General features: G+C 61.8%; 16 protein-coding genes. 15 read left to right on the forward strand and 1 reads right to left on the reverse strand.

Going from position 1 to position 12,996, the window contains the following annotated elements; genetic code table 11:
* Positions 1–8 precede the first annotated feature (8 nt).
* The 13 genes from F3J17_RS26750 (at position 9) to F3J17_RS26810 (ending at position 10,826) form a co-directional block, all read left to right on the forward strand.
* Positions 9–512 carry a hypothetical protein gene (locus tag F3J17_RS26750; protein WP_167066257.1) on the forward strand — a complete coding sequence of 168 codons (504 nt, stop codon included), beginning with the start codon at positions 9–11 and terminating at the stop codon, positions 510–512.
* Entirely contained in the window at positions 503–1,198 is a 696-nt protein-coding gene (locus tag F3J17_RS26755) for a DNA transfer protein p32 (protein WP_167066260.1), read from the forward strand. Before F3J17_RS26750 ends, F3J17_RS26755 begins: the two co-directional genes overlap by 10 nt.
* Before the next feature lie 2 nt (positions 1,199–1,200).
* Positions 1,201–2,736 carry a hypothetical protein gene (locus F3J17_RS26760; protein WP_167066263.1) on the forward strand — a complete coding sequence of 512 codons (1,536 nt, stop codon included), beginning with the start codon at positions 1,201–1,203 and terminating at the stop codon, positions 2,734–2,736.
* Positions 2,736–5,324 (forward strand): lytic transglycosylase domain-containing protein, encoded by a 2,589-nt coding sequence (locus F3J17_RS26765; protein ID WP_167066266.1) that lies wholly within the window; start codon positions 2,736–2,738, stop codon positions 5,322–5,324. The genes F3J17_RS26760 and F3J17_RS26765 overlap by 1 nt, the downstream gene beginning before the upstream one ends.
* A gap of 62 nt (positions 5,325–5,386) precedes the next feature.
* The gene (locus tag F3J17_RS26770; RefSeq protein ID WP_167066269.1) at positions 5,387–7,108 is read left to right on the forward strand and encodes a hypothetical protein; all 1,722 of its coding nucleotides are present in this window, start codon (positions 5,387–5,389) and stop codon (positions 7,106–7,108) included.
* 2 nt (positions 7,109–7,110) lie between these two features.
* Positions 7,111–7,323: a hypothetical protein gene (locus F3J17_RS26775; protein ID WP_240161170.1), complete on the forward strand. Its 213-nt coding sequence runs from the start codon at positions 7,111–7,113 to the stop codon at positions 7,321–7,323.
* On the forward strand, positions 7,290–7,586 hold the full coding sequence (locus F3J17_RS26780; protein ID WP_240161171.1) for a hypothetical protein: 297 nt from the start codon (positions 7,290–7,292) through the stop codon (positions 7,584–7,586). The genes F3J17_RS26775 and F3J17_RS26780 overlap by 34 nt, the downstream gene beginning before the upstream one ends.
* A 154-nt stretch (positions 7,587–7,740) precedes the next feature.
* A complete protein-coding gene (locus F3J17_RS26785) occupies positions 7,741–8,259 on the forward strand; it encodes a glucosaminidase domain-containing protein (RefSeq protein ID WP_345891256.1) in 519 nt (172 codons plus the stop codon).
* Positions 8,256–8,555, forward strand: a complete 300-nt coding sequence (locus F3J17_RS26790) for a hypothetical protein (protein WP_167066271.1) — start codon at positions 8,256–8,258, stop codon at positions 8,553–8,555. Before F3J17_RS26785 ends, F3J17_RS26790 begins: the two co-directional genes overlap by 4 nt.
* Before the next feature lie 2 nt (positions 8,556–8,557).
* A complete protein-coding gene (locus F3J17_RS26795; protein WP_167066272.1) occupies positions 8,558–8,767 on the forward strand; it encodes a hypothetical protein in 210 nt (69 codons plus the stop codon).
* On the forward strand, positions 8,764–9,003 hold the full coding sequence (locus F3J17_RS26800) for a hypothetical protein (protein WP_167066274.1): 240 nt from the start codon (positions 8,764–8,766) through the stop codon (positions 9,001–9,003). Before F3J17_RS26795 ends, F3J17_RS26800 begins: the two co-directional genes overlap by 4 nt.
* Before the next feature lie 531 nt (positions 9,004–9,534).
* Positions 9,535–9,906, forward strand: a complete 372-nt coding sequence (locus F3J17_RS26805; protein ID WP_167066276.1) for a hypothetical protein — start codon at positions 9,535–9,537, stop codon at positions 9,904–9,906.
* Between the two features lie 647 nt (positions 9,907–10,553).
* Entirely contained in the window at positions 10,554–10,826 is a 273-nt protein-coding gene (locus F3J17_RS26810; protein ID WP_167066278.1) for a hypothetical protein, read from the forward strand.
* Positions 10,827–10,970: 144 nt separating this feature from the next.
* On the opposite strand, the gene F3J17_RS26815 is transcribed toward F3J17_RS26810, so the two are convergent.
* Entirely contained in the window at positions 10,971–11,213 is a 243-nt protein-coding gene (locus F3J17_RS26815) for a hypothetical protein (protein ID WP_167066280.1), read from the reverse strand.
* A 216-nt stretch (positions 11,214–11,429) separates the two neighbouring features.
* On the opposite strand from F3J17_RS26815, the gene F3J17_RS26820 reads away from it, so the two are divergent.
* Together F3J17_RS26820 and F3J17_RS26825 are read left to right on the forward strand one after the other, a co-directional pair.
* The gene (locus F3J17_RS26820; RefSeq protein ID WP_167066282.1) at positions 11,430–11,762 is read left to right on the forward strand and encodes an RcnB family protein; all 333 of its coding nucleotides are present in this window, start codon (positions 11,430–11,432) and stop codon (positions 11,760–11,762) included.
* A 144-nt stretch (positions 11,763–11,906) separates the two neighbouring features.
* Positions 11,907–12,959 (forward strand): NADP(H)-dependent aldo-keto reductase, encoded by a 1,053-nt coding sequence (locus tag F3J17_RS26825; protein ID WP_167066284.1) that lies wholly within the window; start codon positions 11,907–11,909, stop codon positions 12,957–12,959.
* Positions 12,960–12,996 lie beyond the last annotated feature (37 nt).

Consider the following 12,996-nt stretch of genomic DNA (forward strand, 5'->3'; position numbering starts at 1 on the left):
ATTGTCCAATGAAGATTGCCATTGAACCTTTGACGCGCGAACTCGCGGCCGAGATTATCCCTGTGGGGCAGCAAAGCTGGGACGAGTGCTCGGAGATCAAGAAGGACACGTGCGCTTATCACGGGCAGCGCGGCCTACAGATTGATCCCGATATCGACCAGTACATCTATCTGGCTGAGCACGATTCGCTGATCGCGATGACGCTGCGCGACGAGGGCGATGTGTTGTGCGGCTATGCGTTGCTGATCCTATACAAAAGCCTGCACCTGAAAACCGAGTTGTGCGGGAACGTCGATACGTTCTATGTGCAGCCGGATTCTCGTAGATCCATGCTGCGCTTCATATCGCAGATTGCGGAAACGCTTCGCGCGCGCGGCGTCAGCATCATTGGTTGGCCGGTCACGAAGGAGGGCAAGTTGTACGAAATCCTCCTTCGACTCGGTTATATCGCTGACGACGTCGTGATGGAACTTAAAATCAAAGACCTTCCGGGAGGTGAGTTATGTGCGTAGCTGCGGCAATCGCAGGCGGCTCAGTTGCGGCTGCGGGTATTGGGGCAGTCGCGTCCAATAGTGCTGCCGATACGCAGGCCAGTGCGGCGAACAATGCCACCGGCGCGCAGATGGCGATGTTCAACACGACGCAGCAAAACCTTCAGCCGTATATGAGCGAGGGTAACACTGCGCTCAATACGCTGAATGGCCAACTGCCGACGCTCAACGCACCTATCAACAATACGAACTGGCAGCAGTACATGTCGCCAGCGTATAACTTCCAGCTTCAGCAGGGTGATCAGGCCATCCAGAACAGTGCCGCCGCGACCGATGGCGCGCTTTCGGGTGCCGCGATGAAGGGGTTGATCAACTACAACCAGAACATGGCGGGCACTGCGTTCCAGAACGCCTTCAACGATTACCAGACGCAGAACTCGAACATCTATAGCCGTCTCTCCAACCTCGCGAATCTCGGCGAGAGCGCCGCGGCTGGTGTCGGTCAGGCGGCCACGGCGACCGGCGCGAATGTCGCGAACACCATCACGGCGGCGGGCAACGCGCAGGCTGCGGGCACCGTGGGTACCGCCAATGCCGTCACGGGTGCCGTGAATAACGGCCTGGGCTACTACATGCTCAATAACCTCGCTGGAAGTGGTTCAACCGCAGATTACGGCGTTCCGGGTTGGACGCCGGCAGGGAGCTAAATATGCCGATTGATCCGAGCATTCCGCTGCAGGTGCAGCAATCTAGCCCGTTTGCGTCGATGAATCAGGCGACGCAGGCGCTGTCGTCGCTCGCGCAGATGAAGAACATCCAGCAGCAGGGGCAGATGTTCCAGGCTGAGACCCAGAACCTGAGCAACCAGGCCGAGACGTCCACTCAGGAAAACAACGAGTGGCGCAGCTATGCGAACCTCCTGAATAACGATCCGCAGCATCAAATCCATGATCCTTCGACCGGGCTTCTCGACCCGACTAGAGCGCAATCGTGGATGCAGAACAATATGCCGCTGACTGGCGCGAAATTCGGCGACGACCTGATTAACCATGTGAATTTGGTCAATACGTGGCGCTCGAACGTGGCCGCGACTAGCGATGTTGACCGCTCACGAATCGCATCGACAGTGGGGTCGTTTCTTGGCCCGAATGGTCTGACTGGTACGCCACAAGAAATCGGCAATGCACTGAACACGCTGCGTGGCCAACTTGCATCGGATGGCGGACAGGCGACGATGGGCATGGTGATGCAGGGCCTGAGAAATTTGCAGGGTAACCCGCAAGGTATGTTCAATTTTCTCGGTCAAGTCTCGCGAGCGGCCACGCCGGCACCGACTCAGGCCGCGGCGCGCCAAGGCGCGACCTCGTTCGTGAACAATGGCGCTCAGACGATGCCTGTGGCGAACACGGGCGATTTCGGTCAGCAGCCTGGCACCATTACTGGCCCTGGAATCAATAATCAGATTTCTCCGAGCGAACGCCAAACGGCTGGTACCAATCCTCTCACCGGTGGCCCGACGGTTACCAGCAAAGATGCCAATGGCAATATCACTGGCGTGACAAATGCACCCACCCAAGGCGTTTATGTGCCGATGCCCGGAGATACGGAGGCAAAAGCTCAGCTTTCTGCTGAGCGTGAGAGTGCGCGCAATGCCGCCGCCGGCGCAGGCGTCCAACACGAGAATAATCGTCTGGTGATGAGCAACATCGATAACGTCGGCGCAACTGGGCCAGCCGGCCAGTCTTTCCGAAATATCGCCAGTGCGCTTGGTTTCCGAGCTGGTGATGCCACGGATTCTGCGACTGCATATGACATGGTCGGTAAAGCCCTTGAGCGCTCGGCATTGCAGGCTGCGCAGTCCATGGGGCCGCAGACTAATGCCGGGCTGCAGGCGCAAGTGGCGGCAAATGGATCGACCGCCTACACGCCGCAAGCGATCAAGAACATCACGCGTCTGAACGATGCGCTTACCTCTGGTTCGGAATCTTATTCGCCTGGCCTTGAGCGAGCCATTGCGGCCAATCCTTCGGCTGGCGTTTTCGCGAAGCGACAGTTCGACGAAGCTTGGGGTGCGAACTTCGATCCGCGCATCTACGAGATGTACAACGCCGCCAAGGCTGGCGATACGGCGACCGTAAATTCGATCGTCAGCGGTCTGGGCGGCAAGAACTCGGCGCAATTCAAGGCGCTGATGGGTAAGGCCGCGAATCTCCAGCAACTCACGAACACGGGCGGAATCCAGTAATGGACGATCTCCTCGCTACGCTGTCGCAGGCAACGGGCGCGAAGATTCAGCAGCCCGCGCAGTCCGCGGGGCTTGGCGCGTTCGATCCCACGAAGAGCTATGGCACGCCGCCGCAGATGCTGGACAACCTTTCGAATCAGGAGAGCAGCGGCGGCAAGAACCTCGTGAACCCCACGACGGGCGCCATGGGCCCGAACCAGTTCACGCCTTCGACGCTCGCTAGCCTCCGTCAGCAGGGCGTTAAATTCGATCCGTTTGACCCTCAGCAATCTCGTGCCGCCGCCGACTGGTATATCCAGAAGCTTCGCTCTCAGAACGGCGGCAGCTACGATGCCGCGCTGAAGGCCTATGGCGGCTTCGTGCATGCCGACCCGACGACGTACATCGACCACGTCAAGAATGGCGTGCCGGGCTTTCAGGGCGCTCCGGCGCCGACGACGCCCGGTCAGTCATACTCCGGCCAGCAGGCTAGCGGATATTCGGGCCCGACGTCCGACCTGATGGACACGCTGCAATCTGCGGTCAGCGCGCCCGCGCAGGCACCGAAGGCAAGCACGCAACCTCAGGGAGCGCCGCAGCCGCAGGCTCAGCCGGAGAGCAGCTTCCTCGGTGGCCTTGGCCACGCGGCGGCCGGTCTCGCTGATTCGGTTCTCGCTGTGCCCGGGCAGGCCGTCCAGGCTGTCGACTATGCCGCGCGCCGCGCGCTCCAGCAAACTCCGCAGCAGGCGGAGCAGGCATCGCAGAACGACTTCGGCGGCTCACAGCATCTGATCGGCAACGCGCTGGGCATCACGAACACCGCCGGCTATCAAGGCGAGGCCTCACAGAAGCTGTCACAGCTGGCGGGCAATGTCATGGGTAAGGGCGCGCAAGCCGTATCGAGCGCCACAGGCGGCGCGGTGTCGCCGCAAGATGCGGGCAACATGTTGAGTTCGCTCGCCATGCTCGCGCCTGGCGCGATCAAGGGTGCTGCGCCGATCGCGCGCGATGCCGCGCTTGCTACGGCAGCGGATGATGCGAGCGTGCGCGCAGCCCCTCCTGCTGCGCCGAGTGGCCCTGCGATGCAGCCCCGCACAGTCGTTGGCGGGGGCGCAGCCTCGACGAACCTGAACCCTTATCCGGTTTTGAGCGGCGAAGATGCAACGCGCGGGCCATTCCCTCAGGTCAAGCTTTCCCGCATGGCCGAAGATGCAACGCCCGCAGAACAGGCTGTCCGAGCAGGCATCGTCAACCAGGTCATGCCGGACGCCGGCAGTGTGCGAACTGGCGTCATCACCGGGAACGAAAACGCGCTGCGCGACGAGTATGGCGCGGCCAAATCGCCGGTCCAGACACCTGCGACGCAGGCGATGAAATCGCAGATCGCAAACGAGCAGCAGGCGCTGGCGGACTATGGCCAGCAGCGCGTTGACGCGACCGGCGCATCTTCCACGCTACTGAATGACGAGCAGCGCGGTCGCGCGATCAACGACGCGATCTATGGCCCTGAAGACAGCCTGGTGTCGTACTTCCGAGACGCAAAAAACAGCGTCTATGAGCAGGCGCGTCAGACGGAAGGCGATAACCCGATCGGTACCGCCAATATCACGCGTCTGCTCAACGATCCGCAGTTCGCCGCCCGCGTCACCGGGCGCGGCAACCAGAACGTCGTGCGCGCTGCAAATCAGTTCATGGATCTGGCGCGCGACGGCGGCCTCGAAGATCCTGTGAGCGGCCAAATGTACCAGCCGAATAGCGTCGCGTCGCTGGACACGATTCGCAAGGCGCTCAACGGCATGTGGAACGAAAGCAACCAGCAGACGGTTGCCGAGCTCAATGCTGCGCTCGATCGCGATATGGCCTCGGGCGAAGGCAACGATCTATATAAGCGCGGCGACCAGATCCACCAGGCTGAAAAGACGATTCTGGGCACCGCGGGTATTGGCACGATCCTCGGCGATTACGACGCCAATGGCGTCAAGGTCGGTACCGCGTTGGAGAACATCCCGGACAAGCTGAACAGCATGCCTACCGACCGCTGGCAGCATCTGCGCAATGTTCTCGACGATCTGTCGCGCGGGCAGATTCACGGCGCGCCTGATGGTATGCCACCGGTTCCCGACGAGGTCATGCAGGCAGCTGGGCAGGCGCGCAATGAGATGGATGGTGCGGCGGCGCGCGCAGTGCTGGAGGCGGGCACGACGAAGGCAGGTGTATGGAACCAGAATGCCGTCAACAAGGTGCTCAATTCGACGGTCGGGCAGAAGATCATCAGCAACTTCTCGCCTGAAGAGGTTCAGGCGTTCCACACGCTGAATTACGCCGGTCAGATCATGCCTGGCGTCCATCCTTATGAAGGTGCGGGCAATCAGCTCTCGCGCCTGACGAAACCAGGTTTTGTCGAGAGGTTCGCGCCGAATGCTGGCGCGTCTACGGGCGCGGCCATCGGTTCACACATTCCAATCCCGGGCGCTGGATGGTTTGGCGCCGCCGCTGGCGAGCGCGTCGGCAGCAAGATTTCTGATCTTGCGCAAGGGAAGCGTTCCGAAGCGCAATACCGCGCGATCACGGAAGAGATGCGCCGCAACTCGCAGTTGGGCAACCGATAGACCGCCTACCACGTTCACATTGAACCCGCCCTTGAGGCGGGTTTTTTATTTGAGGTTCCGAAATGAACGTTCAGCTTGCACCGTTACCGATGCAGCGGTTCTTCGACAACAACAACAACCCGCTGGCTGGCGGCCAGCTTTATACCTATGAGGCTGGTACGACGACGCCTCAGGCCACCTATACGGATTCAACTGGCGTTACGGCCAACCCGAATCCCGTTGTCCTGAATGCGCGCGGCGAAGCATCGGTCTGGCTTACCTATGGGCAGGCCTATAAGTTCGTGCTCACGGATGCCTTTGGTAACACGATCTGGACGCAGGATCAAATTGGCGGCGCGGGCGGCGCATCGCTCAATCTCGTCGTTTCGAGCATCGCTAGCCTGCGCGCCCTCTCGAAGTTTGGCATAGCGACCGCTATCGCGACGGGCTATTACGCGTCTGGCGACGGTGGCGGCGGCATCTACTGGTTAAACACGAACGACACCACCAGTTCCGATAATGGCGGCACGATCATCGTCGCGAATGACGGCGGCCGCTGGTATTTGCAGCCACTCACGTTCGTCAAGGCTCGACAGTTCGGCGTCAAGGCGGATGGCTCCACTGACGACACCACGGCGCTGCTGAATGCAATTGCATGGGTTGGCATCAAGGGGGGCTATCTTGATTGCTCGGACTGCCAGGTAATGAAGGTGAGCCAGCCGGTCAATATCGGCAATGGCACCACCTCATCTGCGAGCACGATTAACCACGTATATCTGATTGGCGTGGGTGGTCTGAGCCCATTCGCGACGATCGATCAAGGCACAACGCTGAAATGGGCTGGCGCATCAGGGGCGACGGTGGCGCAGTTCCTTGGTGCGATGAACGGTGGTGGCCTGCTGGGTGGCTGGACTATCGATGGTAATGGCTTGGCGGCCAAGGGTTTGATCGTCAACCATTTGAGTGGTGGCCGCTTCGACAGCCTGACCATCAAGGGCTGCTCTGCGATCTATCTGACGCTCACGGCACAAACGAATCCTGACACCATCGGTGGCTGCCGTAACAACCGATTCGGCACCTACACCACCGACACGATCGAGAGCGGCGCGACGGGGATGTTGATCGACGGCCCTACTGCGATCACGAGCATTCTGCAGAACACCTTCGAGGTCGTCGATATCCCCATCAGTGGCACTGGCGCTATCGGCATCCAGCTCGGCTACTGCGACTTCAATATTTTCGGAACTGTCGATATCAGCCGTCAGTCGACTCTCTCCACTTCCGTGGGTCTGCTGCTTGTCGGATCGGGGCCATCTGGCAACCAGATTTTCCCGAGCATGAACAAGTTTCAGTGTCTCGCGGCGGGCTGCGGTATCACCTCGAACACCACGAATGGTCGCCCTTACGGGAACACCATCGATATCTACGACCTCGCGGATTCGGATGGTGGCGTTCCTTCGGCCACGGGAGTGCTCGGCTATGCGCCGAACGTTCTGCCCGCGTCGGGTCTTGGCGTGCGCGTGATGCGCTTCGGGTACATCAATCCCGGATGGACTACGACGACGCCAGCCGTTCCGACTTCCACTGGCTCTGGCGGGAAGGTAACTAATTCCAACTCCTACACGGTTGTCGTGTACCAGGAAACGAGTTCGGGGAATCCATCAGGACAACACATCATCGACGGTCAGGGAACGGATAACGCCATCACCGCCGTCACGCCGATGTTCTTGTTGGGCCCGGGCGAAGCGGTCTATTACACCGGCACCTTGCCTGTGTCGTGGTCGTGGTTTGGGCTGTGCGACTGACCATGAACAATCAACTCAAAACGAGGGAAAGAATGGAAAAAATCGGGGAAATCGTATGGGGTGGGGTCAAGGCGTCGCCCGGCGTGATGGCCACGCTCTGGCTTCGGCTGGTAAATCACGATGCGGCGTGGTGGGTATCGATGCTCACGATGGCTTACATCGTTTCGCAATTGATCTGGGGATGGTCGAAGTTTTTCGGAAAAAAGACATCGTGAAAATCAAACTCGTAGACGATTGGAAAGAGGCCTGGAAGTGGAGCGAGATGCGATTGATGGCGGCCGGCGCAGCGGTGCTTGTGGCTGTGCCACATCTCTTCGGCATCCTGGCCGACAACTGGCCAAGCATCGCGCCATGGGTGATGACCTTCTTCCCGAAGGCCCCCGCGACGATCGTGCCGGTGATCGGCGTGGCCATCACCATGATCGCGCGCGTTCTGGAGATCAGCGCGAAGGGAGGTGCGGATGCGAACGCTCAGTGACCTCTTCGCCGCGATCCTTGCGCTTTTCCGCCGTGCGCCAGCGCCGTCGCTTTCGCCAAGTAGTGTTCCGGGCGCTGCGCCGAAGCCTGCAACCGCCGCGCCGGCGCCTGTCGTCGCTCCTGTGGTTCCGGTTCCTGTAGCGCCCTCGGTCCCGGTGGAAAAACCGGAAGTCGCACCGGTCAGCGCCGCTCCTGCGCTGGTGACGGACTTCAGCACGCCAGCGGCTTTCATCGCTGCTATCTCGCCAGCCGCGCAGGCATGCGCGCGCCGCTGCGGCGTTCCGGCTAGCGTGACCGTCGCGCAGGCCGCGCTGGAGTCGAGCTGGGGCAAGCGCGCGCCGGGCATGAACCTATTCGGCATCAAGGCCGATTCGTCGTGGCAGGGCGCGGTGACGGCGCAGGTCACGCACGAGGTGGTCGACGGCAAGTCGATCGAGATCACCGCGCGCTTTCGCGCCTACAGCAACTGGCAGGGCAGCATCGACGATCACGCCGCGTTCCTCACCGGCAATCCGCGCTACAAGCCGGCGTTCGCGTTTAAGGACGGCCCGGGCTTCGCGCGCGCCATCGCGAAGGCTGGCTACGCAACCGATCCGCTCTACGCCGACAAGCTGATCGCCATCATGAGCACGCGCGGGTTGGGCGCGCTCGACCATCCGGAGCCGCAAGCATGACAATCATCGCAACCTTCCTCGCCGCGCACCTCGCGGCCATCATCCCCTGGCTTATTGGCGGCGCTGGCGTGCTGTTCGGTCTGTTCCGTCACCAGCAGGCCAAGACAGCCACCGCCAAGGCCGCCGCGACCGTCGCGCAGGCACAGGCCTCGGTTGCCACCAGCAACGCCACGGCGGCCATTGCAGGCCAGCAGGCGGTAGCGAATGCAGAGCAGGCCAGCCAGCAGGCAGCGGCCATCCCCGATGCCAACCTCGACGCGGAGCTCCAGAAGCTCGGCGCGCTCCGGAATGATTGACCATGCGCATCCTGATTCTGCTCACCCTCATCGCGGCGCTCGCTGGCTGCGCGCACGACTGCCCCGCGCCGGCCGCGCCGCGTATCATCGACACGTCCTGTTCGTGGCTCTCGCCCATGACCGCGTCGAGCGCGGACACGCCCGAAACGAAACGCGAGGTAATCGCCTACGAGGCCGCGCGCCAGAAAAACTGCGGGGGCACTCCCAAATGACGAAGGTCGGACGCTACTTCCTGAATTTCGCGCTGCTGCTCGACCAGGCCGTGAACACGGTTTGCGGCGGCAGCCCGAACGAGACGATCAGCGAGCGCGCGGCCAAGGCGCGCGATGCGGGCCGCGAATGGGGATGCGTGCTCTGTAGGTTCCTCGACTGGATCAATCCAGGCCACTGCGACAACGCATTGACGTCGACGATTGGCGACGATGCAGTGATACCGGACGGGGAGTAGGGCGCTCGATCGCCGGGCGCCCAAAGCTATGTGCGGCGCTTTACTTGCCGAGGCCGCAGTTAGGGGCTGGCGGCCCGCTCAGATTCCCGGGCTGCATGTCTTCGCAAGCGCCCGCGCGGCGGCATCCAGCATCTGCTGGTTCAAATCCCACGCCAACTGACATGCTGACGCGCGATGCGCCGGCAATATCTCCTCATCTGCAGCCGTATGTGTGATCAGCGCGAGCAGGGCGCCCAACTGCGCGCCCTTGTGCAGGACGCTATCGAAGGCGTCGCTGATTACTCGGCTGGCGACCTCTTGCGGGTCTCTCTCAGATCCTTCCTGCGCATGGGTACTCCCAGCGCACGCACGGCACTTCCCATTCATTCCGGTGTCTCTCAGGTTAATTACGTCCCACCGACGCGGTGAGCCGAACATTATCTGTGTGGTCGACGGGTTCCATGTAGCAATCAGCGTTGCAAATTGGCTGCAATTTGCTGCCAAATTTGAGTGATGTGGAACCTATTTGGTGTCGCGAATAGAATCGCGCGCATGCCAAAGACCAAAGACATCAAGAGCACGTCGCTGCGCCTGCCGCGGGCGCTCCATGCCCAGCTTGAGCAAGCCGCATCTGCTGGCGGCGTGACACTCAGTTCTGAGATGATCTTTCGACTGCAGCACGACCCGCGTGCGGACTATGCGAAAGCGATTCTCGAAGAGCTGAGGGCGCGCGACCTGACGGTCGAGCATTCGCTGCGGAAGCAGATCGAGACGCTGTGGGGAGCGCTGGATCGAGCTGACGATGTGCTGTGCCGCGTTGAAGAGGCAATGGCGCTCGTGGCGCCAGACAGTGCGCCAGGCGCATTGCGACGTGAAGTGGAGTTCGCACGGCAGCTGATTGCTGCTCTCGATGCGCATCGCTGAATAGCAATTTTCGTGGTGACAGCCCTGTCGCCATCGCCAGTCGGTCCTACATCGGTGCTACACGGCTTTGTAGCATTCCCGCCTCAGCCTTATCCCACGGCCTTCGCAGCTTTGCTGTTGCTCCCATCCATCATGGGCGCCACAGAGACGCGGCGAGGGCTGGCGATACGGTTTGAAGACATGGCGATTACGTGCGCAATCAACGCGCGGAAGGCGTGGAACAACCTTGTATTTTAACGCATTTTGCAGCAATCGCCGTTCGCGTTTTTGCACTGCGCCAAGCCGTTTTGCCTGATTGATCCGATATTGATCCGATGTTTGCAAACTCATGCGCATCGGGTATCGGAAGCGTTTCCAGCGGATCTTCCAGGCTGAAAGACCCTTTCGACGTTATGTAATTCGCCTCGCCAATGTTGCGTTGCGAAAAATTTTTTGGTGCCGCTCATTAGGGTCTGTTCGTCGCTCAGCCAAGCCAGGAGTGCGACTCCGGATTGTTTCCAAAGTCGGAATAAACAATTCGGATTATCGAGATTATTTTCCGATAGTAGGTGTATACACTGAGTCTCACTGACGCAGCTCGTGGGCTCTGACCTCCCAGGCGCGGCGCCTTTCCCTACCGCAAGTTGAACCGGATATTGGAGTCCACCATGAAGACCAAACTGATCGCAGCACTGCTCGTCGCAGCTTCCGCTTCCATCGCCGCTCCGGCATTCGCCAGCGGCTATGGCCCGGCACCGTTCTACCGCCCGAACGTCGGCGCACCGGCTTCGCAACAAGGCCAGAGCGAGCAGACCGTGGCAGCCGAGCGCGCCCAGCAGCAAGGCGTCGATTCGTCGTACGGTGGCGTGGCAGGTGCAGCGACCCAATCGGGCGCCCACACGCAAACGCCGCGCGCGCAGCAAGTCTACTTCGGCAACTAAGCGCGCCACCAGGCTGATCGCCTGGTCTCGCTGTCCGAAGCGCCGCCCGTTCAGCGGGCGGCTCAAACGCCGGGAGTCTTGATGACCCCGGCGTTTTTGCATTTCTGCGCCTCGTCTGGCGCTTTCAAAGAGGAGAGAGGTCGCTCAGGACGCGTCACGCACGCGCTGGTCGATGGCCTCGCGGATGCGGTCGAACGCGGCGTCGAAGGCGTTGTCCTGAGTCGGAAAGCGATCCCCGGCGATGCCGTCGATGGGCACATCGGCGTGGGTGGCGTCGGTCAGACTGTGGATTGTCTGGGTGGTGATCGTGAAACCCGTTTCGTGACTGCCGTCCACGCCGGCGGTCATGTCGAAGCCCATGTATTCGTAGCTGCGCCGGTTTTCCATGCCGTTTCCTCCGCGATGCAGGGTTTCAGGGTTGCTTGACTGATGACCGGATCATTCTGGCACGTCCTGCGCCTGAGCCGCCGCCCGCTGCGCGGACGCGTTCGCGCCGTGGGTCGCGGCCGCTGTACTACCATCGACTGCAAAGGGGGTGCGCCGCGGACGAGGCGGCGCGCGCCGTTCACGCCAGGCGGTCGCTGGCTCAACAGGAGGTGAACAATGAAGAAACGCTTCGTGCTTCTCGCTGCGCTGGCGCTTCCGGCCATCCTCGCGCCGGCCGCCGCGTTCGCGCAGCAGCCGCCGCCCCGTCCGGGGCCGAACGAATATCACGGCGGCCCGCCCCCGGATCGCCCGCCGCCCGATATGCCGCCGCCGCAGTGGCGCAAGGGCGACCGCGTCGGCGCCGAGTATCGCGATCGTCAGTATGTGATCGACGACTGGCGTCAGTACCATCTCAGTCCGCCGCCGCGCGGCCATCACTGGGTGGGCGTGAGCGGTCAGTACTATCTCGTGCGCAATTCGAACTGGACCGTCGAGCGCATCGGGCCGTAAGGCGTTCGATGTCCTGCTCGCAACGCTGGCGCAGGGCGTCAGGCCGGGCGGCACAGGCCTTGCCCGGCCTTTTCGTTCCCTGAAAAAAATCGGCCAGCGTGATAGGTTTGGCGTTCTCCCCAACCAATGATGGAAAACGCTTCGATGGAATACCGCACACTCGGCGACACGGATGTCAAGGTAAGTCTGATCGGCCTCGGCACGATGACGTGGGGCGAACAGAATACCGAGCGCGACGCCCATGAGCAGATCGACTATGCGCTCGATCAGGGCGTGACGCTGATCGACGCCGCGGAAATGTATCCCGTGCCGCCGCGTCCCGAAACGCAAGGCCAGACCGAGCGCTTCATCGGCACGTGGCTCGCGCAGCACCGCGCCGCGCGCGAGCGCATCGTGCTCGCCACCAAGATCGCCGGGCCGGCGCGCCAGCCGCACAATCCGCGCCATATTCGCGGCGAAGGCAACCAGTTCGACCGCAAGAATCTGACCGAAGCGCTCGACGGCAGTCTCAAGCGCCTGCAGACCGATTACGTCGATCTCTACCAGTTGCACTGGCCCGATCGCAGCACCATGACGTTTGGCCGCCCGGCTTACCCGTGGGTGGACGACGCCTACACCGTGCCGATCGAGGAAACGCTCTCGGTGCTGGCGGATTTCGTGAAGGCGGGCAAGGTGCGCCATATCGGCGTGTCGAACGAAACGCCCTGGGGCGTGGCGCAATTCCTGCGCGCCGCCGAAAAACTCGGCCTGCCGCGCATCGTCAGCATCCAGAATCCGTACAGCCTGGTGAACCGCACGTTCGAGGCCGGTTTGTCCGAGTATTCGCATCGCGAAGGCATTGGCCTGCTCGCCTATTCGCCGATGGCGTTTGGCTGGCTCTCGGGCAAGTACGAGGGCGGGGCGCGCCCGGATGGCGCGCGCATCACGCTGTTCGAGCGCTTCCAGCGTTACAGCAAGCCGCAGGCCGTGGCGGCGACGTCGCGCTACGTGGCGCTCGCGAAGGAACTGGGCTACACGCCCGCGCAGTTCGCGCTGGCCTTCGTGAACAGCCGGCCGTTCGTCACCAGCAATCTGATCGGGGCGACCAGCCTTGCGCAGCTCAAGGAAAACATCGCCAGCGTCGACGTGAAGCTCCCGGCCGACGTGCTCGCGCGCATCGACGCGCTGCACGAACTGCAGCCGAACCCCGCGCCGTAAGTGGCGCCTGTCGCCCGGCGGCCTCACTGCCGGGTGA

Source organism: Burkholderia sp. Ax-1719, assembly GCF_011753055.1.
Classification (GTDB): Bacteria; Pseudomonadota; Gammaproteobacteria; order Burkholderiales; family Burkholderiaceae; genus Paraburkholderia.

Coding starts and splice junctions, on each gene's coding strand:
- F3J17_RS26815 (WP_167066280.1), bottom strand. CDS start 11,213: ATGGAAAACCGGCGCAGCTACGAATACATGGGCTTCGACATGACCGCC.
- F3J17_RS26825 (WP_167066284.1), top strand. CDS start 11,907: ATGGAATACCGCACACTCGGCGACACGGATGTCAAGGTAAGTCTGATC.
- F3J17_RS26790 (WP_167066271.1), top strand. CDS start 8,256: ATGACAATCATCGCAACCTTCCTCGCCGCGCACCTCGCGGCCATCATC.
- F3J17_RS26805 (WP_167066276.1), top strand. CDS start 9,535: ATGCCAAAGACCAAAGACATCAAGAGCACGTCGCTGCGCCTGCCGCGG.
- F3J17_RS26775 (WP_240161170.1), top strand. CDS start 7,111: ATGAACAATCAACTCAAAACGAGGGAAAGAATGGAAAAAATCGGGGAA.
- F3J17_RS26780 (WP_240161171.1), top strand. CDS start 7,290: ATGGTCGAAGTTTTTCGGAAAAAAGACATCGTGAAAATCAAACTCGTA.
- F3J17_RS26770 (WP_167066269.1), top strand. CDS start 5,387: ATGAACGTTCAGCTTGCACCGTTACCGATGCAGCGGTTCTTCGACAAC.
- F3J17_RS26755 (WP_167066260.1), top strand. CDS start 503: ATGTGCGTAGCTGCGGCAATCGCAGGCGGCTCAGTTGCGGCTGCGGGT.
- F3J17_RS26795 (WP_167066272.1), top strand. CDS start 8,558: ATGCGCATCCTGATTCTGCTCACCCTCATCGCGGCGCTCGCTGGCTGC.
- F3J17_RS26750 (WP_167066257.1), top strand. CDS start 9: ATGAAGATTGCCATTGAACCTTTGACGCGCGAACTCGCGGCCGAGATT.
- F3J17_RS26760 (WP_167066263.1), top strand. CDS start 1,201: ATGCCGATTGATCCGAGCATTCCGCTGCAGGTGCAGCAATCTAGCCCG.
- F3J17_RS26765 (WP_167066266.1), top strand. CDS start 2,736: ATGGACGATCTCCTCGCTACGCTGTCGCAGGCAACGGGCGCGAAGATT.
- F3J17_RS26810 (WP_167066278.1), top strand. CDS start 10,554: ATGAAGACCAAACTGATCGCAGCACTGCTCGTCGCAGCTTCCGCTTCC.
- F3J17_RS26820 (WP_167066282.1), top strand. CDS start 11,430: ATGAAGAAACGCTTCGTGCTTCTCGCTGCGCTGGCGCTTCCGGCCATC.
- F3J17_RS26800 (WP_167066274.1), top strand. CDS start 8,764: ATGACGAAGGTCGGACGCTACTTCCTGAATTTCGCGCTGCTGCTCGAC.